At 68.0% G+C, this 24,624-nt stretch carries 18 protein-coding genes; 14 read left to right on the forward strand and 4 right to left on the reverse strand.

Annotation, left to right across the window (positions count from 1 at the left end):
- Window positions 1-47 precede the first annotated feature (47 nt).
- Window positions 48-911 (forward strand): dimethylarginine dimethylaminohydrolase family protein, encoded by an 864-nt coding sequence (locus K3F48_RS01935; protein WP_222573725.1) that lies wholly within the window; start codon window positions 48-50, stop codon window positions 909-911.
- Window positions 912-1,083: 172 nt separating this feature from the next.
- Here K3F48_RS01935 and K3F48_RS01940 read toward each other — a convergent pair whose 3' ends face one another.
- Both K3F48_RS01940 and K3F48_RS01945 read right to left on the reverse strand, forming a co-directional pair.
- Window positions 1,084-2,196, reverse strand: coding sequence for a PAS domain S-box protein (locus K3F48_RS01940; protein ID WP_222573726.1), 1,113 nt, complete (start codon window positions 2,194-2,196; stop codon window positions 1,084-1,086).
- 267 nt (window positions 2,197-2,463) lie between these two features.
- Window positions 2,464-4,719: a response regulator gene (locus tag K3F48_RS01945; protein WP_222573727.1), complete on the reverse strand. Its 2,256-nt coding sequence runs from the start codon at window positions 4,717-4,719 to the stop codon at window positions 2,464-2,466.
- A 443-nt stretch (window positions 4,720-5,162) separates the two neighbouring features.
- On the opposite strand from K3F48_RS01945, the gene K3F48_RS01950 reads away from it, so the two are divergent.
- On the forward strand, window positions 5,163-9,476 hold the full coding sequence (locus K3F48_RS01950) for a DEAD/DEAH box helicase (protein WP_222573728.1): 4,314 nt from the start codon (window positions 5,163-5,165) through the stop codon (window positions 9,474-9,476).
- 105 nt (window positions 9,477-9,581) lie between these two features.
- On the opposite strand, the gene K3F48_RS01955 is transcribed toward K3F48_RS01950, so the two are convergent.
- Window positions 9,582-10,505, reverse strand: coding sequence for an extensin family protein (locus tag K3F48_RS01955; RefSeq protein WP_222573729.1), 924 nt, complete (start codon window positions 10,503-10,505; stop codon window positions 9,582-9,584).
- 680 nt (window positions 10,506-11,185) lie between these two features.
- On the opposite strand from K3F48_RS01955, the gene chpT reads away from it, so the two are divergent.
- The 5 genes from chpT to K3F48_RS01980 all read left to right on the forward strand — a co-directional run bounded on the left by chpT (window position 11,186) and on the right by K3F48_RS01980 (window position 16,788).
- A complete protein-coding gene (gene chpT / locus K3F48_RS01960; RefSeq protein WP_222573730.1) occupies window positions 11,186-11,872 on the forward strand; it encodes a histidine phosphotransferase ChpT in 687 nt (228 codons plus the stop codon).
- Between the two features lie 198 nt (window positions 11,873-12,070).
- Window positions 12,071-14,653 (forward strand): chemotaxis protein CheW, encoded by a 2,583-nt coding sequence (locus tag K3F48_RS01965; RefSeq protein ID WP_222573731.1) that lies wholly within the window; start codon window positions 12,071-12,073, stop codon window positions 14,651-14,653.
- Entirely contained in the window at window positions 14,650-15,183 is a 534-nt protein-coding gene (locus K3F48_RS01970; RefSeq protein ID WP_222573732.1) for a chemotaxis protein CheW, read from the forward strand. The genes K3F48_RS01965 and K3F48_RS01970 overlap by 4 nt, the downstream gene beginning before the upstream one ends.
- Window positions 15,180-15,545, forward strand: a complete 366-nt coding sequence (locus tag K3F48_RS01975; RefSeq protein WP_222573733.1) for a response regulator — start codon at window positions 15,180-15,182, stop codon at window positions 15,543-15,545. The genes K3F48_RS01970 and K3F48_RS01975 overlap by 4 nt, the downstream gene beginning before the upstream one ends.
- 400 nt (window positions 15,546-15,945) lie before the next feature.
- Window positions 15,946-16,788 (forward strand): protein-glutamate O-methyltransferase CheR, encoded by an 843-nt coding sequence (locus K3F48_RS01980; RefSeq protein WP_222573734.1) that lies wholly within the window; start codon window positions 15,946-15,948, stop codon window positions 16,786-16,788.
- 57 nt (window positions 16,789-16,845) lie between these two features.
- Here K3F48_RS01980 and ctrA read toward each other — a convergent pair whose 3' ends face one another.
- Window positions 16,846-17,547, reverse strand: coding sequence for a response regulator transcription factor CtrA (gene ctrA, locus K3F48_RS01985; RefSeq protein WP_004448313.1), 702 nt, complete (start codon window positions 17,545-17,547; stop codon window positions 16,846-16,848).
- A gap of 609 nt (window positions 17,548-18,156) precedes the next feature.
- On the opposite strand from ctrA, the gene rpmH reads away from it, so the two are divergent.
- The 7 genes from rpmH (at window position 18,157) to eno (ending at window position 24,517) form a co-directional block, all read left to right on the forward strand.
- A complete protein-coding gene (gene rpmH, locus K3F48_RS01990) occupies window positions 18,157-18,291 on the forward strand; it encodes a 50S ribosomal protein L34 (RefSeq protein WP_004448308.1) in 135 nt (44 codons plus the stop codon).
- A 102-nt stretch (window positions 18,292-18,393) separates the two neighbouring features.
- Window positions 18,394-18,798, forward strand: a complete 405-nt coding sequence (rnpA, locus tag K3F48_RS01995; RefSeq protein WP_255608022.1) for a ribonuclease P protein component — start codon at window positions 18,394-18,396, stop codon at window positions 18,796-18,798.
- The gene (yidC, locus tag K3F48_RS02000; protein ID WP_222573736.1) at window positions 18,795-20,624 is read left to right on the forward strand and encodes a membrane protein insertase YidC; all 1,830 of its coding nucleotides are present in this window, start codon (window positions 18,795-18,797) and stop codon (window positions 20,622-20,624) included. The genes rnpA and yidC overlap by 4 nt, the downstream gene beginning before the upstream one ends.
- The gene (gene yihA, locus K3F48_RS02005) at window positions 20,621-21,280 is read left to right on the forward strand and encodes a ribosome biogenesis GTP-binding protein YihA/YsxC (RefSeq protein WP_222573737.1); all 660 of its coding nucleotides are present in this window, start codon (window positions 20,621-20,623) and stop codon (window positions 21,278-21,280) included. The genes yidC and yihA overlap by 4 nt, the downstream gene beginning before the upstream one ends.
- A 154-nt stretch (window positions 21,281-21,434) precedes the next feature.
- A complete protein-coding gene (gene argB / locus K3F48_RS02010) occupies window positions 21,435-22,319 on the forward strand; it encodes an acetylglutamate kinase (protein ID WP_222573738.1) in 885 nt (294 codons plus the stop codon).
- 11 nt (window positions 22,320-22,330) lie between these two features.
- The gene (locus tag K3F48_RS02015; protein ID WP_222573739.1) at window positions 22,331-23,131 is read left to right on the forward strand and encodes a pyrimidine 5'-nucleotidase; all 801 of its coding nucleotides are present in this window, start codon (window positions 22,331-22,333) and stop codon (window positions 23,129-23,131) included.
- Window positions 23,132-23,233: 102 nt separating this feature from the next.
- On the forward strand, window positions 23,234-24,517 hold the full coding sequence (eno, locus tag K3F48_RS02020) for a phosphopyruvate hydratase (RefSeq protein ID WP_222573740.1): 1,284 nt from the start codon (window positions 23,234-23,236) through the stop codon (window positions 24,515-24,517).
- Window positions 24,518-24,624 lie beyond the last annotated feature (107 nt).

Below are 24,624 nucleotides of genomic sequence, written 5' to 3' on the forward strand. Positions count from 1 at the left end.
GGAGCGCGCGTCGACAGTCGGCTAATGACGCAGAATGAGGAACGACGATGACCAAGCCGCTCGCCATGGCGCAGACCGTCGCCGCTGCGCGTCGCGACGCGCGGCAGCGCATATTGATGTGCGCGCCGGATGATTTCGACGTGCGCTATGTGATCAATCCGTGGATGGAGCATCAGATCGGCAAGGCGACGCGCTCGCTGGCGCGCGCGCAATGGGAGGCTCTGCGCCGCAGAATCGCGCAATCGACGGCGATCGAGCTGGTCACGCCCGCCGCGGGCCTGCCCGACATGGCGTTCACCGCCAACGCCGGCTTCGTCATCGGCGACACCGCCGTCGTGAGCCGCTTTCGCGCCGAGCAGCGCCGCGCCGAGGAGCCGTTGTTTCGCGCCTTCTTCGCGGCGCAGGGCTTCCGGCTCGCGCCATGGCCGGAGGAGGTGGCGTTCGAAGGCGCGGGCGACGCGCTCGTCGATCGCGCGCAGGAGCTCGTCTGGTGCGGCTATGGCATGCGCTCCGACGCCGCCGCGCCGCGGACGCTCGAGACGCTGGCTCGGCGCCGCGTGATCGGCCTCGAGCTGGTCGACGCGCGCTTCTATCATCTCGACACATGCTTCTGCCCGCTGTCGGGCGGCTATGTGATGTATCACCCGCCGGCGTTCGCCCCCGATTCGCGCGCGGCGATCGAGCGGGAGACGCCGCCGGACAAGCGCATCGAGATCGGCGAGGACGACGCCATGCGCTTTTCCTGCAACGCCGTCGATCTCGACGGAACGATCGTCATGAACGACGCCTCGCCGGCGCTGCAGGCGCGTCTCGCCGCCGCCGGCTTCACGCCCGTGCTGTCGCCGCTCGGCGAGTTCATGAAGGCGGGCGGCGCCGCCAAATGCCTGACGTTGAAGCTCGTCGAGGCGTGAGCAAAGGAATATCGACCTGTCACCCTCGTCCTGAGAAGCCCGCGAAGCGGGCGTCTCGAAGGACGGGCCACAGCGAGAATCCCGCGACTCGGCCCGCTGCCGTCCTTCGAGACGCCGCCTCCGGCGGCCCTCAGGACGAGGGTGGGGATTTTATTCTTCACCCGGATCTGCACTAGGCGGGCGGCGCCTCGCGCGGAATGGACAGCGTGAATGTCGCGCCAGCGCCGAGCTGCGAAGCGCCGCGGATGCGCCAGCGATGCCTGTCGCATGTGGCCTTGCACAAGGCGAGGCCGACGCCGGCGCCGGGATATTGCGCGAAGCTGTGCAGACGCTTCAGCGGCTCGAAGATCGCCTCGGCGTATTTCGGCTCGAAGCCGATGCCGTCATCGGCGACCGAGAGGCGCAGCTCCTCGCCGTCCTCGACGGAGAAGACGATGCGCGGCCGATGGTCGAGCTTGCGATATTTGATGGCGTTGGACAAGAGGGTGGCGAGGCAGCGCTCGAATTGCGGCTTGTCCGCCTCGAGCCTCACGCCGGGCGGAACCTCGATGCTGACCTGCGCGCCGGTCTGGTGAATGAGCGCGGAAAAATCAGAGACCACGGCCTCGATCTCATGACGCAGATCGAGCCGCTCCAGTCGCGGCGGCGTCGACACCTGCCGCGAATAGGCGAGCAAGCCGTCCACCAGCTCGCGCGCCCGCAGCGCCGAGCTGCGCACCACCCGGCTCGCATGGACGGCGTCGCGGCGGTCATCGCGCGCGAGCGCGGACTCGATCATTTGCGCGAAGGCGGCGATCTTGCGCAGCGGCTCCTGCAGATCATGCGAGGCCACATAGGCGAAGCGCGAAAGGCGCTCATTGGCGAGCTCCAGCTCGCGCGCGCGTTCGACGAGCTGGCGCTCGATCTCCTTGTGATGAGAGATATCGATGACGGTGACCGCAATGAAAAGTCTTTCCTGCTCGTCGCGGATCGGCGCGAGCCCGATGTGGACGGGAAATTCGGAGCCGTTCTTGCGAACCGCGAAAATGTCGCGGTCGAGGCCGATCATCCGGCGGCTCGGATTGCGATAGAAGTCCTCGCGCAGTCCGCGATGAATGTCGCGCATGCGCGGCGGCAGCAGAACGCCGATGTCTCTGCCGACGAGCTCCTCGGCGGAAAAGCCGAACATGTCCGCCGCGGCGCGATTGACATAGACGATCCGGTCGTCGGCGGCGCTCACCAGCAGTCGAGCCGCGAATGCGGTCTCGACGACCATGCGCAGCTGCTCGGGAGCCAATTCGGACATCGTCGCTTTCCGTCACGGGTGGCGTGACGCCGCTCCGGGCGAGGCGTCGCTCGGCGGGTCGCGCTGTGACGGCCTAATATGGGAACGTGTCAGGTCTGGCGCGAGGGGCGAATCGGGTGAAGGACCCCTAACCCTCGTCCTGAGGAGCCCGCGAAGCGGGCGTCTCGAAGGACGGCAACGGGAGAAACCTTTGATTTCGCCCCGCGGCCGTCCTTCGAGACGCCGCCTCCGGCGGCTCCTCAGGACGAGGGATAGGGTTTTTGTCCTTCACCCCTTGCGGCGTGCGTCGATCAGTCTCTTCAGCGCGTCGAGATCGGTCGGCTTGACGAGATGATGGTCGAAGCCGGCGGCTTCGCAACGCAGCCGCACGGTCTCGCCGCCCGATCCGGTCGAGGCGACCAGCAAAATCTCCCGCCCCTCGGGCAAGGCGCGAATCCGCCGCGCCGCCTCATAGCCGTCGATGCCGGGCAGGCTGAGATCGAGCAGCGCGATCTCCGGCCGAAAGCTCTGCGCCAGCTCGATCGCCTCCTCGCCGTTCCTCGCCACCTGCGCGTCATGCCCGTCGAGCCTCAGCAGCTCGACCATGGCCTCGCCGACGGCCGCGTCGTCGTCGACGACCAGAATCTTCGCCGCCGCCGCGCCGGGCGGCGGCGGCGCGCCCGCCTCGCGGCGGTCGAGCAGATCGCGCACCTTGCGCGCCAGTCGATCGATCGAATAGGGCTTCACGATCAATTCGACGCCCGGATCGAGCACGCCATTGTGCACGACGGCGTTGCGCGTGTAGCCCGTCGTGAACAGGATCTGCAGCTGCGGCCGCCGCCGCCGCGCCTCGTCGGCGAGATGGCGGCCATTGGCGCCGGGCATCACCACGTCGGTGAACAGGAGATCGACATTCGCGTTCATCTCGAGCTGGCGCAGCGCGGCGGCGGCGCCCTCCGCCTCGAGCACGCTGTAGCCGAGCTCGGTCAGCGTGTCGGCCGTGAGCGCGCGCACGCGCGCATCGTCCTCGACGACGAGAATGGTCTCCCGTCTCTCGCCGCGCGGAGTCGTCCGCGCATGAGGCGCGACCGGGTCCGGCGTCTCCAGCGCGCCGTGATGGCGCGGCAGATAGATCTTCACCGTCGTGCCGTGCCCCGGCTCGGAATAGATTTTTACATGGCCGCCCGACTGGCGCACGAAGCCATAGACCTGACTCAGCCCGAGGCCGGTGCCGCGCCCGGCCGGCTTGGTGGTGAAGAAGGGATCGAAGGCGCGCTCGCTCACCTCGCGGCTCATGCCCGCGCCCGTGTCGGTGACGGCGACGAGCACATATTGGCCCGCGGGAATGCCGACCTCGCGCGCCGCATATTCCTCCTCGAGATAGGCGTTGCTGGTCTCGATGGTGAGCTTGCCGCCCTCGGGCATGGCGTCGCGCGCGTTGAGCGCGAGATTGAGGATCGTCGTCTCGAGCTGGCTCGGATCGACGAAGGCGCGCCACAGGCCGCCGGCGAAAACCGCCTCGAGCCGGACCTGCTCGCCGAGCGTGCGGCGCAGCATCTCGGCCATCGCCGAGACCATCTTGTTCGGATCGAGCGGCTCGGGCGCCAGCGGCTGCCGCCGCGAGAAGGCGAGCAGCCTGTGCGTCAGCGTCGCCGCATGTTCGGCGCCTTCGAGCGCGCTGTCGAGATAGCGGATGGCGTCCACCTGATCGGCGCCGCCGAGGCGGCGCTTGGCGAGATTGACGCTGCCGATGACGACGGCGAGCATATTGTTGAAATCATGCGCGAGTCCGCCGGTGAGCTGGCCGATCGCCTCCATCTTCTGCGACTGCCGCAATTGCTCGGCGAGCGTCTCGCGCTCCCCCGCCTCGGCGGACAAGGCCTCGTTGGCGGCGCGCAGATCGGAATGGGCCGAGGCGAGCGCCCGCACCTGGCTGCGCAGCAGCGCGATCGCGGCGGCGCCGACCACCATCGTCATCGCCAGGGCGACCGCCGCGCCGACCCTCAGAAGACCGCCGCTGCGCTCGAAGTCGAGCGACTGGCGGTCGATGAGCCTCTGCTGGGACGCGACCATCGCGTCGAGCTCCGCGCGGATGCGCTCCATCAGCACCCTGCCGTGGCCGTCGCGGACGATCGCCAGCGCCTCGTCGCGGCGGCCCTCGGCTTGCAGATCAATGCTCTTCTTCAGCTCGCCGAGCTCCTCGTCGGCGAGCGCGCGGATCGTCGCCAGCGCATTCGGCTCGCTCGCGAGGCCCATCGAATTCGCCAGGGATTGAAAATGGTCGCCGAGCACACGGCCCGCCTCTTCATAAGGCTCGAGATAGGAGCGATCGCCGGTCAGCAGAAAGCCTCTCTGGCCGGCTTCGGCCGCATGGAGACGGCCCAGCAGCTCGCGTTGAATCTTGCGTTCGGCGATCAGCTGCCGCATGCCGCGAAATTCGGCCGATTGCTTGCCGACGAAAGCGAAAGCCGCGAACAGCGACGCGGCGAGCACCGCGAAGCCGAGATAGCTGGGAGCCGAATTGTCGACGAATCTGTTGCGCATGAGCTTTCCCGGCGGTGGTGACGAGACCGCGCGCTCCGCCCGCCGGCCCGGCGCCGGCGCTCCAGATCGCGCGATCCCCGAGGCTCACGACGGCGCCGGGACGAAGGCGCGGCCAGCGCCAAGGCAATCGGGTGAACGAGAATTGTTGCCGGAAGAGGCGTTTTCACCTCCCCCTCGAGGGGGGAGGCCCTGCGCCGAAGGCGCTCGGGAGGGGGGCTCCCAAAGTCTTTGCCGTGGCTCCCCACCCCGTCCGGCTTCGCCGGCCGCCCCTCCCCCTGAAGGGGAGGGCGATACGCCCCCTTCCTGCGTTCACCCGATTGCCCTGCGGTCAGCGCGCTCTCGCCTTGTGTCGCCACCGAGCGAGGACTACATCTCGCCATTGTTCTCACGCCGGGGCGCCGTTGTCCGCACGCCGCCGGGCGTCGTCTCCTCTCCTGATGACCATGCGCCTTTCCCACCTTTTTCATCCGGCGGTTGCGGCGTGGTTCGCCGATCATTTCCGCAATGCGACGCCGGCGCAAGCCGAAGCATGGCCGGAAATCAAATCCGGACGAAATATTTTGATCGCCGCCCCCACCGGCTCCGGCAAGACGCTCGCCGCCTTTCTCGCCGCCATCGACGATCTCGTGCGGCTCGGGCTCGACGGGCGGCTCGCGGACGAGACCCGCGTCGTCTATGTGTCGCCGCTCAAGGCCCTGTCCAACGACATCAGCCGCAATCTCGAGGCGCCGCTCGCCGGCGTGCGCGAAAAGCTGAGGCAGGGCGGCTATCCCGATGTCGAGATTCGCGCGCTCGTGCGCACCGGCGACACGCCTTCCGCCGAGCGCGAGCGCATGCGCCGGCGTCCACCCCATATTCTCGTGACGACGCCGGAATCGCTCTATGTCCTGCTCGGCTCGGAATCGGGCCGCAAGAGTCTGGCGACGACGCGCACGATCATCGTCGACGAGATTCACGCCGTCGCGCCCAACAAGCGCGGGGCGCATCTGGCGCTGACGCTCGAGCGGCTCGCCGCGCTGTGCGGCGACGGGCTCGCGCGCATCGGCCTGTCGGCGACGCAAAATCCGATCTCCGCCGTCGCCTGTTTCCTGGTCGGCGCGGCGGCGGGCGGCGCGCCGGCGATCGTCGATTCCGGCCATCACCGCGCGCGCGACCTCGCGATCGAAATCCCCGACGCGCCGCTCGAGGCGGTGATGTCGGCCGAGGTCTGGGCGCAGGTCTATGACCGCCTCGCGGCGCTGATCGAAGCGCATCGCACCACTCTCGTCTTCGTCAACACGCGCCGCCTCGCCGAGCGCCTCGCCCGCGAATTGTCCGATCGTCTCGGCGAGGCCGCGGTCACGGCGCATCACGGCAGCATGGCCAAGGAGCACCGCCTCGCCGCCGAGCAGCGGCTGAAGCGCGGCGAATTGCGGGCCCTGGTCGCGACCGCGTCGCTGGAACTCGGAATCGACATCGGCGACGTGACGCTCGTGTGTCAGATCGCCTCGCCGCGCTCGATCGCCAGCTTTCTGCAGCGCGTCGGCCGCTCCGGCCATGTCGTCGGCGGCCTGCCCAAGGGGCGGCTGTTTCCGCTCTCGCGCGATGATCTCGTCGAATGCGCGGCGCTGCTCGACTGCGTGCGGCGCGGCGAGCTCGATCGTCTTTCCATTCCGCCCCATCCGCTCGACGTGCTGGCGCAGCAGATCGTCGCCGAGGCGGCGGCGCAGGACTGGCCGGAGCAAGACCTCTATGAGCGCTGTCGGCGCGCCTGGCCCTATCGCGACTTGCGGCGCGAGGATTTCGACGCGGTCGTCCGCATGCTCGCCGAGGGCTTCGCGACCCGGCGCGGACGGCGCGGGGCGCTCATCCATCATGATGCGGTCAATCATATGCTGCGCGGCCGCCGCGGCGCGCGCATGACGGCGCTGACCTCCGGCGGCGCCATTCCCGAGACCGCCGATTATCAGGTGCTGCTGGAGCCCGACAATCACATCGTCGGCACGGTGCATGAGGATTTCGCCGTCGAGAGCATGGCCGGCGACATCTTCCAGCTCGGCAACGCCTCCTATCGCGTGCAGCGCGTCGAGCGCGGAACCTTGCGCGTGGAGGACGCGCAGGGCCAGCCGCCGACCATTCCGTTCTGGCTCGGCGAGGCGCCGGCGCGCACCGACGAACTGTCGGCCTCCGTCTCGCGCCTGCGCGCGGAGATCGAGTCGAAGCTGCGCGCCGACGCGAGCGCCGCCGCCGCGCTGCGCTGGCTGATGGAGGAGGTCGGCGTCTCGCCGCCCGCCGCCGAGCAGCTCGTCGATCATCTTTCCGCCGCCTTCGGCGCATTGGGCGCGCTGCCGACGCAGGACATGGTGATCCTCGAGCGCTTCTTCGACGAGGCGGGCGGCATGCAGCTCGTCGTCCATTCGCCGTTCGGCGGGCGCGTCAATCGCGCCTTCGGCCTCGCATTGCGCAAGCGCTTCTGCCGCAAGTTCAATTTCGAGCTGCAGGCGGCGGCGACCGAGGACAATATCCTCCTCTCGCTCACGACCGCGCACAGCTTCGAGCTCGCCGATGTCGCGCGCTACCTGCATTCGGCCAGCGTGCGCGGCGTGCTCGTGCAGGCGATGCTCGCCGCGCCGATGTTCATGACGCGCTGGCGCTGGACCGCCGGCATATCGCTGGCCATTCCGCGCTATCAGGGCGGACGCCGGACGCCGCCGCAATTCCAGCGCATGCAGGCGGAGGACCTCGTCGCCGCCGTCTTTCCGGATCAGATCGCCTGCGCGGAGAATATCGTCGGCGAGCGCGAGGTTCCCGCGCATCCGCTGACCGATCAGACGATTTGGGACTGTCTGCACGAGGCGATGGACATCGACGGGCTGGAGGCGCTGCTGCGCCGCATGGAGGCCGGCGAGGTGCGCGTCCTGGCCTGCGATCTGACGCAGCCCTCGCCGCTCGCTCTGGAAGTTCTTTCCGCGCGGCCTTACGCATTCCTCGACGACGCGCCGCTCGAGGAGCGCCGCGCCCAGGCGGTGATGGCGCGCCGCTGGCAGGACCCGCAAAACGCCTCCGATCTCGGCCGGCTCGACCCCGAGGCGATCGCGCGCGTGAAATCGGAGGCCTGGCCCGAGCCGGCCGACGCCGAGGAATTGCATGACGCGCTGCTGTGGATCGGCTGCCTGACCGAGGCGGAGATCGCCGCCGCGCCGGAATGGGCCGGCTGGCTGGCGGCGCTCGCGCGCGACAGGCGCGCGACGCGCGTCGAGACGCAGCAAACAGCCGTCTGGGTGGCGGCGGAACGGCTGAGCCAGTTTCACGCACTATGGCCGCAGGCGCGGCTCACGCCGAAGATCGCGCCGCCCGAGGGCGAGACGCAGCTATGGTCGGCCGAGCAGGCGCTCGCGGAAATTCTGCGCGGACGGCTCGAGGGGCTGGGGCCGGTCACAGAGGCTTCGCTCGCCGGGGCGCTCGGCCTCGCGCCCGCGGATATCGCCTCCGCCCTGCTCGCGCTCGAGGCCGAGGGCACGATCATGCGCGGGCGCTTCCTGCCCGGCGCGGAGGGCGAGCAATGGTGCGACCGCCGTCTGCTCGCGCGCATCCATCACTACACGATCAAGCGCCTGCGCGCCGAGATCGAGCCGGTCGCCGCGCGCGATTTTCTGCGCTTCCTCGCCTGTTGGCAGCATGTCGCGGCGGACGCGCGGCTGGAAGGCCCCGAGGCGCTCGGCGCCGCGCTCGACGCTCTCGAGGGCTTCGAGGCGCCGGCGGGCGCCTGGGAGACCGAGATCCTGCCCGCGCGGCTCGCCGATTACGAGCCCGCCTATCTCGACCGGCTGTGCCTTGCCGGCCGCATCGCCTGGGCGCGGCTGATCCCCCCGGCCGGCAAGAGCGGCCGCGTCGCGACGCCGGTCAGAAGCTCGCCGATCGCGCTCCTCGAGCGCCGCCGGCTCGGCGATTGGATGTCGGTCGCCGCGCCCGCCGAGGCGCCGCAGCCGAGTCCGCGCGCGCTCGCGGCGCTGGAGACGCTGCGGGCCGAGGGCGCGCTGTTCTTCGACGAGCTGGCCGACGCCTCGCGCCTGCTGCGCACGGAGCTGGAGACGGCGCTCGGCGAGCTGGCCGCGCTCGGCCTCGTGACCTCGGACAGCTTCGGCGGATTGCGGGCGCTGCTCGTGCCCTCCGACAAGCGCAAGCCGATCGACGGCGCGGCGCGGCGCCGGGGCCGCGTGCTCTCCTTCGGCATGGAGAGCGCCGGCCGCTGGTCGCCGATCCGCCGCAGCGTCGCGGAGCCGGGGTCCGCGCGAAGCGCCGCCGTGGAGCATGTCGCGCACGCGCTGCTGCGCCGCTATGGCGTCGTGTTCTGGCGGCTGCTGGCGCGCGAGGCCGGCGCGCTGCCGCCCTGGCGCGATCTGCTGCGCGTCTATCGCCGGCTCGAGGCGCGCGGCGAAATCCGCGGCGGCCGCTTCGTCGCCGGCTTTTCCGGCGAGCAATATGCGCTGCCGGACGCCGTCGGCCTGCTGCGCGAAATTCGCCGGCGGCCGGCGTCCGGCGAGTTCGTCTCGCTGTCGGCGGCCGATCCGCTCAATCTCATCGGCGTGCTGACGCCGGGGGCGAAGCTCGCCGCGCTGACCGGCAACCGCCTGCTCTATCGCGACGGCCTCCCCGTCGCGGCGCTCGCGGGCGGCAGGATCGAGTTTTTCGGTGATCTCGACGAGGCGACGCGATGGGAGGCGGAGAAGCGCCTGCTGCGCTCGGCGGCGCGGGGGCAGATGGCGGATTTGGCGTGAATGCAAATCGAAAGTATGAAAAGCAAGACATGAAGGGTGTTCGACGCCTCGAGAGCGAGCATTCAGGCTCGCTCTTTATCCCTTCAATCCGGATGACGCAGCGCTCTAGCGCCGGGATCGGATGCTCGACGTGACGTCCGTGTCTCGATAGGCGCTCTCGGGGACGAACGCCCGCGCCGGCGGGCGCGGCGGCGGCAGCGGCGCCGCTATGGCGAGGCCGTCGCCGCCGCCGCGCGAGGCGTGAATGTCGAAGGCGGCGCGCGGCGGCGGGCCGGGCAGATCCGTGTCGATGTCGATCGGGCCTTGCGAGGCGAGCAGCGGCTCGCCCGGCGGCGGCGCGACATCGCGCGGGGCCGGCTTGCAGATGCGCCGAGCGCCGCCGCGGCCGTGCATCGCGAGGTCGACGTGAATGTGATTATAGTGAAACGGATTGGAGCCCGGCGACAGCACGGTGGTGAAGTGCCGGCACGACCCGCCGTGAATCTCGGCGAGAAAATCCTTGGTCGGCTCGTCGCCGCGCGTCCAGTCGCGCACGATGGAAATCTCGCGCCCGTCGGCGAGCACGAAGCCGCCGATGTCGAGGGCGTTGCCGAAGGAATGCTCCGACAGCGGCGCGCCGCTCTGTCCATTCATGCCGCGGCAGGAAAAGGAGCCCATGGAATTGATCCGCACGACAGCCTGGCCGAAGCGCGCCTGCGCCGCGGGCTGCACGACATCGGCGAGCCATTGGTCGAGCTCGGCGACCATGGAGCAGTCGAGCGTCGCCGTGGCGTTGAAGGCGACCGCGCCGCCTTGCAGCGCGGCGACCTTGAACGGCTTGGTGAGGCCGCAAATGCCGGGGCCGTCGATCTCCTCGACGATGCGGGCGTAAGCAGTGGGCTGCGCGCGGCCCGAGGCGAGGCAGGCGTTCTCCGCCTGGGTGCGCCAGGCGGGCCGCTCGGGCTTGGCCAGAAAGGAGCAGCCCGACAGCGCCGCCACGGCGAGCGGGGTCAGCAAGACGAGCGCATAGGGGGAAACGCGAGGCGCCATGGGCGCGACAATGAGCGCGGAGCGTTAACGCGCGGTCGAAAGACGTGGTTAACGGGAGGTTTGCACGCGGCGCACCTGCTTCAACTGTGCTTTTCTAAAGAGATTAGCCATAAGCGCGAAGAGGCCCAAACGCCCGCGCGACGCGAACCAACTCGGGAAACTCGTCGTTGATATCGCCACCGGCAATGCTCGAGATGCGGCAGAGTCGGACAAGGGTCCGGTGTCCGTTTTGGGTAACTTCTTGATTTAGGGGCGGCAAAGTGTCCAAAGTCATTCGGATCACAAGGACGGATAGGCCTGATAGAGCACGCTGGGCGCCGTTACGGACCAATGCGGGATATCAACTGGTCAACAGGACCACCCCATATCCAGCTCGAAATCTGCGCAAGCATGCGACTTTCGTTTCATCACTCGATGAAGCAGGTGACTTGATCGAATCTGGATTCGCGATCCGCATGGCAGAGCCTGGTGCGCGGCGCGGGAACTATATCTACCCCGAAAATCTCTCAGTCATTCGTTCCTAATTTCAAACCGACCCACTACCGCTTTGCCGCTCTGCTTCCCAAGCCCGCCCGGCGCCGCTACCATTCGCCCGAACGATTCGCTCGGCCCGCGCTTGCCGCGAGCCGGCCGCGGCGGATCGCCCCCTATCCCGCGCTCGCGCCAGGCTGGATCGCTTCATGACCAAATTCGCGCTCGACCCCATGGATCTCGCCGCTCTTCTCTCCTCGCGCGTCTGCCATGACGTGATCTCTCCGGTCGGGGCGATCGTCAACGGGCTCGAGGTGCTGGAGGAGGAGAAGGACGCCGAGATGCGCGGACATGCGCTCGCGCTGATCAAGTCGAGCGCGGCCGAGGCCTCGGCGCGGCTGCAGTTCTGCCGCCTCGCCTTCGGCGCCGCCGGCTCCAAGGGCGCCGCCATCGACACCGGCGACGCCGAGCATGTGACCCGCCAGCTCATCGCCGACGAGCGCACCAAGCTGGAATGGAGCGTGCCGCGCGTGCTGATGTCGAAGAACAAGGTAAAGCTGCTGCTCAACCTCTGCCTGATCGCCGACGCCGCGATTCCGCGCGGCGGCGTCATCAGCGTCTCCTCGTCCGGCGACGAGGACGATGTGTCCTTCCTCATCGAATGCAAGGGGACGAATGCGCGAGTCGCGGCGGCGATTCCCGGTTTGCTCGCCGGAACGCCGGAGGACGGCGCCGTCGACGCGCGCGCCATTCAGGCCTATTACGCCGGCCTCGTCGCCGAGGCGAGCGGCCTCGCCGTCGAGATTTCCAGCGAATCCGACCGTGTGACCATCGCCGCCCGGCCGGCCCCCGGCGCTCTCGACGCCGCCGAGGAACAGGCCGAGATCGACGCCTAGCGGCTTGCGTCACACGAAATCAAAGAGCCGAAGGCCTCTCCCTCACGATCCCCCGCTGCGCGTCGCTTCGCGGGGGAGGGTTGGGGAGCGGGCGTCGAGCGACGCGCGGCGGTCGGCTCCCCAATCGGATTTCATGTCTCTTAACCCCTATGCGTCATGTAGGTCGTCACAGCCGCGAGCGCGGCCAGAGGCGACGCCATGGACGAACTGCTGAGCGATTTCCTTGTCGAGACGACCGAGCACGTCGATGCGGCGACGATGGAGCTCGTTCAGCTCGAGAAGGACCCCGGCGATCAGGCGCTCATCGCCAGCCTCTTCCGGCATATTCATACGATCAAGGGCACGAGCGGCTTTCTGAAGCTGCCGCGGGTCGGGCGGCTCACCCATGCGACCGAGGCGCTGATCGGCGCCCTGCGCGACGGCGCGCGCGTCGCTCCCTCCCACATCACGCTCGTCTTCGCCTCCGTCGACCGGCTGAAGACGATTCTCGCCGAGATGGGCCAGTCCGAGGACGAGCCCGCCGGCGACGACGGCGATCTCATCGACGCGCTGGAGGCGGCGACGAATTCGGCGCGCCTGGAGGCGGCGACGAGCTCGGCGCGCCTGGATGCGGCGCGCTTGCGCGAAGCTTTGGAGCCGCGGGCCGAGACGGGCGCGGCGTCGGCGATTCCAAATCCGAGCGTCGAGACCCACGCCTCGGGCGGCGCCGGGCATATCGGCGAGACGGTTCGCGTCTCGGTCGGCGTGCTGGACCGGCTGATGGGCATCGTCAGCGAGCTCGTCTCGACGCGCAACCGGCTGCTCGAGCTGTCCGGCGCGCGCAACGACGAAGCGATGACGAGCACGGTGCAGACTCTGTCGAGCATCACCAGCGACCTGCAGGATGCGGTGATGAGCGCGCGCATGCAGCCGGTCGGACGCCTGTTCTCGACACTGCCGCGCCTCGTGCGCGATCTCGCCCATGATCTCGGCAAGAAGATCGCGCTGTCGACGGAAGGCGCCGAAACCGAGCTCGACCGGCAGGTGATCGAGATCATCCGCGCGCCGCTCACCCATATCATTCGCAATTGCGCCGACCACGGCCTGGAATCGCCGGCCGAACGCGCCGCCGCGGGCAAGAGCGAGACCGGCCTCGTCACCGTTCGCGCCGCTTATGACGCCGGACAGATCACGATCGACATCATCGACGACGGCCGCGGGCTCGACCTCGAGCGCATCCACGCCAAGGCGCTGGCGCTCGGCCTCATCTGCGAGCCCGATATCTCCAAGCTCGCCGATCAGGACCTGTTTCAGCTCGTCTTCACCCCCGGCTTCTCGACGGCGGAGGGCGTCACCAAGGTCTCGGGCCGCGGCGTCGGCATGGATGTCGTGCGCGAGAACATCCAGTCGATCGGCGGCGCCATCACGCTCAACTCCCGCCGCGGCCGGGGAACCGCCGTCACCCTGCGCATCCCGCTGACGCTGGCCATCACCCCGGCGCTGATCCTCGCTTGCGGCGGCATGCGCTTCGCGATTCCGCAAATGACCGTCGTCGAGCTGGTCGGCGTCGGCGGCGGCTTCGAGCATTCCATCCAATATATTCACGACGCCGCCGTGCTGCGCCTGCGCAATGATGTGCTGCCGCTGCTCGACCTCGCCGGGACGCTCGACCTGCGCCGTCCGAACGCCGCGCCGCCGCTGCAGGGCTTCGTCGTGGTGCTGCGCGTCGGCCTCGCGCGCTTCGGACTCCTCGTGGAGGCGATCGCCGACGTGCAGGAGATCGTCATCGAGCCGCTGGTCAGCACGTTGGCGCGGCTCGGCGTGTTCTCCGGCCAGACCATTCTCGGCGACGGCTCGGTGGTGCTGATCCTCGATCCGTCGGCGCTGATGGAGCGCGCCGGCCTCACGCGCCTCGCGGAAGATCTGTCGCGGCTGGACGCGGCGCCCGAGGCGTTCGTTCCGCCGCAGGAGAAGACCCGCATCATATTGGTGCGCGCCGGCCCCGGCCCGCTGAAGGCGCTGCCGCTGTCGATCGTGCTGCGCATCGAGGAGGTGGAGCGCGATCGGCTGGTTGCGGCCGACGACGCTTTCGTCATGGCCTATCGCGACAATCTGCTGCCGGTCATTCCCGCCAGCGGCGACGTCGCGCGCGACCGCAAATCCTATCCGATCCTGGTGATCTCGGGCGCGGGCCAATCCATGGGACTGATGGTCGAGGAGATCGTCGACGTCACCGACGAGCTTCTCGATCTGCAGCGGGAGAGCGCCGCGCCGCATGTCCTCGGCTCGATCCAGATCGACGGGCGCATCGTCGAATTCCTCGACGCGACTCATTTCATGCGGCTGGCCTGCCCCGCGGCGGTGGCGCGCGGCGTCAACCGGCGGCTCAAGATCCTGCTGGTCGACGACAAGGCGTTCTTCCGTGACATGCTGGCGCCGATTCTCGCCGCCGCCGGCTATGACGTGACCTCGGCGGGCTCGGCGCATGAAGCGCTGTCCTTCCTGCGCAAGGGTCTCGTGGCGCAGGCCGTCGTCACCGACACCGACATGCCCGAGATGGACGGCTATAATTTCGCCCGCGCCCTGCATCGGCTGCCCGGCCTCGCCGAGCTGCCGATCGTGGCGCTGGCGGCGCAGGCGACGCCGAGCGTGCTGGCCGCGGCGCAAGCCTGCGGCATTTCCGCGGTGGCGGGCAAATTCGACCGGCGCGCGCTGCTCGACAGCGTCGCCCGCCTGCTCGAGGCGGCGCAGACGGCGCCGCAGGACATCGAGCTGCGCATCATATCGGAACTGGCGGCGTGACCGGCGCTCCTCCCCAAAGCCGGCGCGGCGACCGCGCCTTCGACGCCACGCAGCAGAGCCGCAACTTCACCATCAAGGTGCGCGCCCAGACCTTCGGCCTGCCGGTCGAATGCGTGAAGACGATCTTCCACATCGACGCTCTGACGCCGGTGCCGCTCGCGCCGCGCGAGGTCGCCGGCCTCGCCAATCTGCGCGGCCGCATCGTCACCGCCCTGCATCTCGACCGCTGCCTCAAGCTCGACGCCGAGGGCGACCGCGCGCCGGGCGCGCTCGCCGTCGGCATCGAGCAGAATGGCGAGAGATATGCGCTGCTCATCGACGACACGGGCGATGTCGTGGTCTGCGACGAGCGCGACCGCATTCCCTGTCCGACGCATGCCGGCCTGCAATTGGCCGAAGCGACGAGCGCCTGCTACCGCGTCGGCGACGGATTTCTGCCGATCCTCGACATAGACGTTCTGCTGAAGCGCATGTCCAGACTGGCCGACGCCACGCAGCAGAGAGAGGCCACAGGAGGAGGTGAGAGATGAAGCAAATTCTGGTGGTCGACGACTCGGCGGTGATCCGCAAGGTCGCGCGACGCATTCTGGAAGGCTTGGAGTTCGGCACGAGCGAAGCGTGCAATGGCCGCAAGGCGCTCGACGCCTGCGCCGCCGCCATGCCCGACGCGATCCTGCTCGACTGGAACATGCCGGAGATGGATGGATTCGAGTTCCTGCGCGAGCTGCGGCGCATGCCCGGCGGGCGCGAGCCCAAGGTCGTGTTCTGCACGACGGAGAACGAGGCCGGCCACATCGCCGCGGCGATCGACGCCGGCGCCGACGAATACATCATGAAGCCCTTCGATCAGCAGATCGTGCGGTCCAAGCTCGAGGAGATCGGCTTCATTTAGAGCAATTTCCGATCCGAGCGGATCGAAAACTGCTCCAGCTTTTTTTGATTTGGAGCGAATTCTGATCGATCCGACGATTCCGTTCGATCGGAAAGCGCTCCAGAGCCCCCTCCCCAACCCTCCCCCGCCGCGGGAGAGAGAGCAGAGTCGGCGTTTCATCGACGGTTCGCGAATGGTCGGCCGCCATCCTCCCGCGAAGCGGGGGAGGGTGAGGGAGGGAGCCTTCGGACTCGAGCCACAGGTCTCCTCGGCTTGGAGCGATGCTTCCGTTCGGGCGGAAAGCGCTCTGGAGCCGACCCCGCTCTCGAGGCGAGTTCAGCCTATGCGTGACATGCGGTCATCGGTCATCGGACGCCCGCGGGCGGTCCGCTCTGGAATCGGCGGCGGCGGAGCCGAGGCGATGAGCGTCGCCTTCGCGCGCCTGCGCCGCCTGCTCCTCTCCGTCGCCGGGATCGCTCTCGACGCCGATAAGCTGTATCTCGCCGAGAGCCGGCTCGCGCCGATCATGCTCGAGAACGGCGACGTCGACCTCGCCGAGCTGATGCGCCGCATCGAGCTCTCGGGCGACGAGCGGTTTCTCCAGGCGATCATCGACGCGATGACCACCAACGAGACCTTCTTCTTTCGCGATCGGGCGCCGTTCGAATGGCTGAAGCGCGAATGGCTGCCCCACACGATGGCGCGGCGACGGGAGCAGCGCCGGCTGCGCATCTGGTCCGCCGCCTGCTCGACCGGACAGGAGCCCTATTCCCTGGCCATCGCGCTCGAGGAGGAGGCGACACGGCTCGCGGGCTGGACCGTCGAGATTCTGGCGAGCGACATCAACGGGACGGCGCTGGAGACGGCGCGCCGGGGCGTCTACAGCCAGTTCGAGGTCCAGCGCGGCCTCTCCACACAGCGGCTGCTGCGCCATCTCGAGCCGCATATGGGCAGCTGGCGCATTCCCGAGCGGCTGCGCGCGCGCATCGTCTTTCGCAGGATCAATCTGTGCGACGACTTCCGCGATGTCGGCGCGTTCGATCTGATCCTCTGCCGGAACGTGCTGATGTATCTCGATCCCGAGGTGAAGGAGCAGGTGCTGGCGCGCCTCGCCCGCGCGCTCTTGGACGACGGCTATCTGATCCTCGGAGCGGCGGAGAACGCCGGCGCGGATCGATCCTTCGCGCAGGATGCGGCAGATTGCGGATGGCGGCTGCGGCGCAGAGCGGCGCGCGCGCGGCTCTGCGCCGCAGTCGGCGCCTGAGAGCGAATAGCGAATAGCGAGTAGAGCGTGGTCTACTATTCGCTATTCGCCCCCAACTCAGGCGATGATGCGCTCGTCGGCCTCGCTCGGCTCGCGCAGCACATAGCCGCGGCCCCACACCGTCTCGATGTAGTTGCGGCCGTCGCTGGCGTTGGCGAGCTTCTTGCGCAGCTTGCAGATGAACACGTCGATGATCTTGAGCTCCGGCTCGTCCATGCCGCCATAGAGATGATTGAGGAACATCTCCTTGGTGAGCGTCGTGCCCTTGCGCAGCGAGAGCAGCTCCAGCATCTGATATTCCTTGCCGGTCAGATGCACGCGCGAGCCGGAGACCTCGACCGTCTTCTGATCGAGATTGACGACGAGATCGCCGGTGATGATGACAGATTGGGCATGGCCCTTGGAGCGGCGGACGATGGCGTGGATGCGCGCCACCAGCTCGTCCTTGTGGAACGGCTTGGTCAGATAGTCGTCGGCGCCGAAGCCGAGGCCCTTCACCTTGTCCTCTATGCCGGCGAGGCCGGAGAGGATGAGGATCGGCGTCTTCACCTTGGCGACGCGCAGCGTGCGCAGCACCTCATAGCCCGACATGTCGGGAAGGTTCAGATCGAGCAGGATGATGTCGTAATCATAGAGCTTGCCGAGATCGATCCCTTCCTCGCCGAGATCGGTCGCGTAAACATTGAAGTTTTCGGACTTGAGCATGAGCTCGATGCTTTGAGCTGTCGCGCTGTCATCCTCGATCAGTAAAACGCGCATCTTCAGGTCCCCACCCCAGCTCCACGTACGGGCGTCGCCGCGCCCGCGCGACGGCGACGCGCCCGATTTCCTCGAGGCGCCCGCTCGATCGAATGTCCCTTTCTGGAAACGCTAAGCGGTAATGGTTAACAAACCCTGATCTCGACCCCGGCCGTCGTGCGGACGTCGCCGGCTCGGGGGGTCGCCGCCCCCCTGACAGGCGTCCGGAGGCGAAGCGAATCGGGCGGCGTCTTTCCTTATACCTCTCACCCCCGCCGGCTAGAAGCGTAGCCGGTCCGCGCCGCGCGCGCCGTTCAGCCTGGGGAAAGCCCGGAGCGCGCATGACGCCTTCGCGCGCCGGAGCGCGCACGGCGCTTTCGCGCGCCGGAGCGCGCATGGCGCGTTCGCGTGATTGACTAATGCGCGGGCTTTTTCGTATATGCGACGCGCGGCGTCGGGCGATAGGCGGTTCCAGCGACGGGTTGTCGCGCCCGCGCGACGATAGACGCGCCGCGGAACGGCGACCTTCGACAAACAAGACCACGGCGGAGCCGAAGCGTTCAGCTTTCGGCGCCCGGAACGGCGGCGGCGCACCACGTCCGCAGCCCAGAAGCGAGCGGAGACTTCGAGGTGAAGAGAACCTATCAACCCAGCAAGATCGTGCGCAAGCGCCGCCACGGCTTTCGCGCCCGCATGGCGACCGTCGGCGGCCGCAACGTCCTCAACGCGCGCCGCGCGCGCGGGCGCAAGCGCCTCTCGGCCTGACGCTCCCGCGGCCGTCGAACGCGCGGAGGCGCGCCCCATGGCCCAGGAATCATGCCCCCCGCTGGAATCATGCCCCCCGCAGAACTCATGACACCGGCCGGAATGACGGCAGCGCATCCGGAGCGGCTGCGGCGAAGGCGCGAGTTTCTGCGCGCCGCCAAGAGCGGGCTGCATCGCAGCGGCGGCGGCGCGTTCAAGCTGCAGGCCGCGGCGCGCGAGGGTCATGACGAGGCCCCGCCCCGCTTCGGCTTCACGGTAACGAAGAAGGTCGCCGGGGCCGTCGGACGCAACCGCATCCGCCGGCGGCTGAAGGAAGCGTTGCGGCTCGGCGGGGCGGCGGGCGCGCTTCGCGGCTATGATTATGTCTTCGTCGCCCGTCCCGGCGCGCTGACCATGCCCTTCTCAGAGCTGGAAGCGCAGATGGCCGAGGCGCTGGCGAAGCTGCGGCCGCGCGCGAGCGGCCCACATCCGCGCAACTCTCGAGCAAACGGGCCTCCGGCGTCATGAACGAATACACCAAGAATGTGATCATCGCCGCGGGCCTGTCGATGTTGTTCATCGGCGCCTGGGATTATTTCTACGCTTTCCCCAAGCTCGAACGCGAGCGGGCGGAACAGCTCGAGCAGCACAAGGCGGCGCAGCCGCCGCACAAGCCCGTGACCGCGACCGCGACGCCCGAGGCGGCGCGCCCGGCGCCCGCCGCGCAGCCGCAGCAGCAGCAACGTCCGGCCGTCGCGCCGAAGACGCGCGAGGCGGCGCTGGCGGAGAGCCCGCGCGTCTCGATCGACACGCCCGCGATCCTCGGCTCGATCTCGCTGAAGGGCGGACGCATCGACGACGTCTCGCTGAAGAACTACCGCGAGACCGTCGATCCGAAGAGCCCGATGATCGTGCTGCTCTCGCCGGAGAACTCGCCCAATCCCTATTACGCCGAAACGGGCTTCCTCGCCCCGGCCGGCGGCGCGCCCGCGCTGCCCAATGGCGAGACGCTGTGGACCGCGGATCGCGACAGGCTGACCGTCGCGGAGCCGGTCACGCTCACGCACGACAACGGCCAGGGCCTCACCTTCAAGCGCCGGATCTCGGTGGACCAGAACTATATGTTCACCGTTTCCGACAGCGTCGAGAACCACCGCGACGCTCCGGTCTCGCTCTACTCCTATACACGCGTCGCGCGCGTCGGCATTCCGCAGAGCGCGGGCTATGCCATTCTGCACGAGGGCTTCATCGGCGTCGTCGGCGAAAGCGCCGTGCAGGAGATGAAATACGACAAGATCGAGAAGGAGCCGCGCGCCACCAAGACCATGAGCGGCACGGGCGGCTGGATCGGTTTCACCGACAAATATTGGGCGGCGGTGGCCGTGCCGCAGCAGGACAAGCCGTTCGAGGCGCGCTTCTCGGCGGCGGGAGCGGGAACGGTCAAGGCCTATCAGGCCGATACGGTCGGCGGCCCGCTGACGATCGCGCCCGGCGCGACGCAGTCGGTCTCCGAGCGCATCTTCGCCGGCGCCAAGGTCGTCGACACGCTCTACGCCTATCAGGCGCAGGGCATCGAGCATTTCGACCTGCTGATCGACTGGGGCTGGTTCTACTTCCTGACCCGGCCGATGTTCCGCATCATCGACAGCCTCTATCATGTGCTCGGCAATTTCGGCCTCGCCATCCTCGCCGTCACCGTGCTGGTGAAGATCGCCTTCCTGCCGATCGCCAACAAGAGCTATCACGCGATCGCCAAGATGAAGGAAGTGCAGCCCAAGCTGCAGGCGCTGAAAGACAAATACGGCGACGACAAACAGAAGCTCGCGCAGGAGCAGATGGCGCTCTATAAGCGCGAGAAGATCAATCCGGCCGGCGGCTGCCTGCCCGCGCTGCTGCAGATTCCGGTGTGGTTCTCGCTCTACAAGGTGCTCGTCATCACCATCGAGATGCGCCACGCGCCATTTTACGGCTGGATCAAGGACCTCTCGGCGCCGGACCCGACGAATATCTTCAATTTGTTCGGCCTGCTGCCCTTCGATCCGACCCAGATTCCGGTGTTCGGCCCGTTCCTGTGGCTCGGCGTCCTGCCGATTCTCATGGGCGTCTCCATGTGGGCGACGATGAAGATGAATCCGGAGCCGACCGACGAGATTCAGCGCATGGCCTTCGCCTGGATGCCGGTGATCTTCACCTTCTCGATGGGCGGCTTCGCTTCCGGACTGATCATCTACTGGACCTGGAACAATATTCTCTCGGTCGCTCAGCAAGGGTTCATCATGCGCCGCGCCGGGGTGAAGTTCGAGCTGTGGGACAATGTGAAGAAGACTTTCAGCTTCAAAAAGAAGGCCGCGTGAGCGGGGCGGAGGCGGATTTCGTCGAGCGCGGCCGGCGGCTGTTCGCCGGCCCGTGCGAGTTCTTCTTCGCCAGCGCCAGATCCTCCGACCTGCCGCCGATCGGCCCGCCGGAGATCGCCTTCGCCGGCCGCTCCAATGTCGGCAAATCCTCGCTCTTGAACGCGCTCACCGGCCGCAAGACGCTGGCGCGAGTCTCCAACACGCCGGGCCGCACGCAGCAGCTCAATTTCTTCGCCCTCGGCGCCGAGCCCGGCGCGGAGCCGCTGCGCCTCGTCGACATGCCGGGCTATGGCTACGCCGCCGTCGGCAAGGAGAAGGTCGCGAGCTGGACGCGGCTGATGGAGGATTTTCTGCGCGGACGGGCGTCGTTGGCGCGCGTCTTCGTGCTGATCGACAGCCGGCGCGGAATCAAGGACATCGACGAGCAGATGCTCGACCTGCTCGACAAATCCGCCGTCTCCTATCAGATCGTGATGACCAAGCGCGACGAGCTGAAGCTCGCCGAGCGCGCGGCCGCGCTCGCGACGGTCGAGGCGGCGCTGGCCAAGCGCCCCGCGGCGTTTCCGGCGGTCGCCGCCACTTCCTCGCGCGACGGCGAGGGGATAGCGGAGCTTCGCGCAGGCATCGCGCGGCTGCTGGCCGAACGAATCGCTTGAATATTGCAGGCGCGTCCGGTCTAACGGAGCCAGCTTCTCTCACCCGAGAACGATCGGCTGAATGACCGCGGCGCCACCCTCCCCTCGAGGGGGAGGTGGGGCGCTCGCTACGACCTGTCATTCACCCGGGCGGCTCAGCACCGGAAGGCAGCCCATGACCGACGACTCGGCCGACAGCGCGCTCCAGCAAGCCCGTATCCTGATGCAGGCGCTGCCGCATATGCTGCGCTACGACGAGGCCATCGTCGTGGTGAAATATGGCGGCCACGCCATGGGCGACGACAGGGTCGCGCGCGACTTCTCGCGCGACATGGTGCTGCTCGAGCAATCGGGCGTCAACCCGGTGGTGGTGCACGGCGGCGGGCCGCAGATCGGCGCCATGCTGGGCAAGCTCGGCATCAAATCAGAATTCGCCGACGGCCTGCGCGTCACCGACAAGGCGACGATGGAGATCGTCGAGATGGTGCTCGCCGGCTATATCAACAAGCAGATCGTCGGATTCATCAATTCGGAAGGCGGCCGCGCCATTGGTCTTTGCGGCAAGGACGGCCGCATGGTCACAGCGGAAAAGTTGGCGCGCCCCACTCTCGAGGATGGCCGCACGGTCGATCTCGGCTTCGTCGGCGAAGTGGCCAAGGTCGACACCACCGTGCTCGACCAGGTGCTCGGCCGCGAGCTGATCCCGGTGCTGGCGCCGGTCGCGCAAGGCGCCGACGGCGAAACCTACAACATCAACGCCGACACATTCGCCGGCGCCATCGCCGGCGCGCTCGGCGCCAAGCGGCTCTTGTTTCTCACCGACGTGCCCGGCGTGCTCGACAAGAACAAGCAGCTCATCAAGGAGCTGAAGGTCTCCGACATTCCCGGCCTCGTCGCCGACGGAACCATCACCGGCGGCATGATCCCCAAGGTCGAGACCTGCATGTATGCGATCGAGCGCGGCGTCGAAGGCGTCGTGATCCTCGACGGCAAGCTGCCGCACGCCGTGCTGATCGAGCTCCTGACCGATCATGGCGCGGGCACGCTGATCACGCGGTGAGTGGAGAGGCGATGACCCGTCATTGCGAGAAGCAGAGCGGAGAAGCAATAGAGGCCGGGGCTCTGGATCGCCTCGCTCCGCTCGCGACGGGCGCCGGCCGATTCGCACAGGCCGGCAGGTCCGCCCCTATCGACAGCTTCGCCCATGTCGATACTTGGGTGTTCGATCTCGACAACACGCTCTATCCCGCCTCCTGCGACCTGTGGCCGAAGATCGACCACCGCATCACCCTCTATATGATCCGCATGTTCGGGCTCGACGGCGTCTCCTGCCGGGCCCTGCAGAAACATTATTATCATCGCTACGGAACCACCCTGCGCGGGCTGATGACCGAGCATGGGACCGACGCGGACGCCTTCCTCTCCTTCGTCCATGACGTCGACCGCTCCTCGCTGCCGCCCGCCCCGGCGTTGGCGAGCGCCATCGCCGCTCTGCCCGGCCGCAAGCTCATCCTCACCAATGGCTCGCGGCGCCATGCGCTGGAGACGGCGCGCCGGCTCGGCGTCGACCATCTGTTCGAGGACATCTTCGACATCATCGCCGCCGACTTCGTCGCCAAGCCGCATGAAGAGGCGTATCTGCGCTTCTTCGACCGCCATGCGGTGGAGCCCGCGCGCGCGGCCTTGTTCGAGGATCTGGCGCGCAATCTCGTCTTCCCCCATGCGCGCGGCATGACCACGGTTCTGGTGACGCCCGCGCCCGGCGGCGAGGACCGCCGCGAGAGCTGGGAGATCGCCCATGGCCGCGAGCCCCATGTCGATTTTTCGACCAGCGATCTCGCCGCCTTTCTGCGAGGGCTGAGCGCCCGATAGCCGCGCGCAAAAGCTCCAGCCGAAGGCTTTCGAGGCTTTCGCCACGGCGCGGATCGGTCTACAACGCGCCAAATTCCGTCAGAACGACGCAAGAGGCCCGGCATGACCGAAATCATCCATATTCACGCCCGTGAAATTCTCGATTCGCGCGGCAATCCCACGGTCGAGGTCGAAGTCACGCTGGAGGACGGCTCGTCGGGCCGCGCCGCCGTCCCCTCCGGCGCCTCGACCGGCGCGCATGAGGCGGTGGAAAAGCGCGACGGCGACAAGAAGCGCTATCTCGGCAAGGGCGTGCTCGGCGCCGTGCAGAGCGTCAATGACGAGATCGCCGGCGAGCTGGTCGGCTTCGAGGCCGAGGAGCAGGCGGCGATCGACGAGGCGCTGATCGAGCTCGACGACACCCCCAACAAGTCGCGCCTCGGCGCCAACGCCATTCTCGGCGTCTCGCTCGCCGTGGCCAAGGCCGCCGCCGACGCCTCCTCGCTGCCGCTCTATCGCTATATCGGCGGCGTGCAGGCGCGCGTGCTGCCGGCGCCGATGATGAACATCATCAATGGCGGCGTCCACGCCGACAATCCGATCGACTTCCAGGAATTCATGATCCTGCCGGTCGGCGCGCCGACCGTGCGCGAGGCGATCCGCTGGGGCGCGGAAGTGTTCCACACGCTGAAGGCCTCGCTGAAGAAGGCCGGTCTCTCCACTTCGGTCGGCGACGAGGGCGGCTTCGCGCCGAACCTTCCCTCCGCCGAGGCCGCCCTCGACATCATCGTCGAGGCGATCGCGGCGGCGGGCTTCGTGCCGGGCGAGGACATCTATCTCGGCGCCGATTGCGCCGCGACCGAGTTCTTCAAGGACGGCAAATATGTCTATGAGGGCGAGAAGGTGACGCGCTCGATCGAGGAGCAGGTCGCCTATCTCGCCAAGCTCGCCGAGGCCTATCCGATCGTCACCATAGAGGACGGCATGGCGGAGGACGATTGGGAGGGCTGGCGCCTGCTGACCGATACGCTCGGCGACAAGATCCAGCTCGTCGGCGATGATATTTTCGTCACCAATGTCGAGCGCCTCGCGCGCGGCATCGACGAGGACGTGGCCAATTCGCTGCTGGTGAAGGTCAACCAGATCGGCACGCTGACCGAGACGCTCGCCGCCGTGGAGATGGCGCATCGCGCCGCCTATACGACGGTGATCTCGCATCGCTCCGGCGAGACCGAGGACGCGACCATCGCCGACATCGCCGTCGCCACCAACAGCGGCCAGATCAAGACCGGCTCGCTGGCGCGCTCGGACCGGGTCGCCAAATACAATCAGCTCATCCGCATCGAGGAGGAGCTGGGCGCGGCGGCGATCTACGCCGGCCGCAATGCGTTGAAGGGGCTGGCTTAAAGCCCCCTCCCTCACCCTCCCCCGCTACGCGGGAGAGGAGGCGGCGACGTTACGCGAATTTTGGATGAAGGGCCGAGTCTGCTCCCTCTCCCGCAAGGCGGGGGAGG

The organism is Methylosinus sp. Sm6 (assembly GCF_019802345.1).
Lineage (GTDB): Bacteria > Pseudomonadota > Alphaproteobacteria > Rhizobiales > Beijerinckiaceae > Methylosinus.

Bases quoted from the DNA above. Each gene is read 5' to 3' on its own strand.
- K3F48_RS01935 (WP_222573725.1), top strand. From the start codon at position 48: ATGACCAAGCCGCTCGCCATGGCGCAGACCGTCGCCGCTGCGCGTCGC.
- K3F48_RS01940 (WP_222573726.1), bottom strand. From the start codon at position 2,196: ATGTCCGAATTGGCTCCCGAGCAGCTGCGCATGGTCGTCGAGACCGCA.
- K3F48_RS01945 (WP_222573727.1), bottom strand. From the start codon at position 4,719: ATGCGCAACAGATTCGTCGACAATTCGGCTCCCAGCTATCTCGGCTTC.
- K3F48_RS01950 (WP_222573728.1), top strand. From the start codon at position 5,163: ATGCGCCTTTCCCACCTTTTTCATCCGGCGGTTGCGGCGTGGTTCGCC.
- K3F48_RS01955 (WP_222573729.1), bottom strand. From the start codon at position 10,505: ATGGCGCCTCGCGTTTCCCCCTATGCGCTCGTCTTGCTGACCCCGCTC.
- chpT (WP_222573730.1), top strand. From the start codon at position 11,186: ATGACCAAATTCGCGCTCGACCCCATGGATCTCGCCGCTCTTCTCTCC.
- K3F48_RS01965 (WP_222573731.1), top strand. From the start codon at position 12,071: ATGGACGAACTGCTGAGCGATTTCCTTGTCGAGACGACCGAGCACGTC.
- K3F48_RS01975 (WP_222573733.1), top strand. From the start codon at position 15,180: ATGAAGCAAATTCTGGTGGTCGACGACTCGGCGGTGATCCGCAAGGTC.
- K3F48_RS01980 (WP_222573734.1), top strand. From the start codon at position 15,946: ATGAGCGTCGCCTTCGCGCGCCTGCGCCGCCTGCTCCTCTCCGTCGCC.
- ctrA (WP_004448313.1), bottom strand. From the start codon at position 17,547: ATGCGCGTTTTACTGATCGAGGATGACAGCGCGACAGCTCAAAGCATC.
- rnpA (WP_255608022.1), top strand. From the start codon at position 18,394: ATGACGGCAGCGCATCCGGAGCGGCTGCGGCGAAGGCGCGAGTTTCTG.
- yidC (WP_222573736.1), top strand. From the start codon at position 18,795: ATGAACGAATACACCAAGAATGTGATCATCGCCGCGGGCCTGTCGATG.
- argB (WP_222573738.1), top strand. From the start codon at position 21,435: ATGACCGACGACTCGGCCGACAGCGCGCTCCAGCAAGCCCGTATCCTG.
- K3F48_RS02015 (WP_222573739.1), top strand. From the start codon at position 22,331: ATGACCCGTCATTGCGAGAAGCAGAGCGGAGAAGCAATAGAGGCCGGG.
- eno (WP_222573740.1), top strand. From the start codon at position 23,234: ATGACCGAAATCATCCATATTCACGCCCGTGAAATTCTCGATTCGCGC.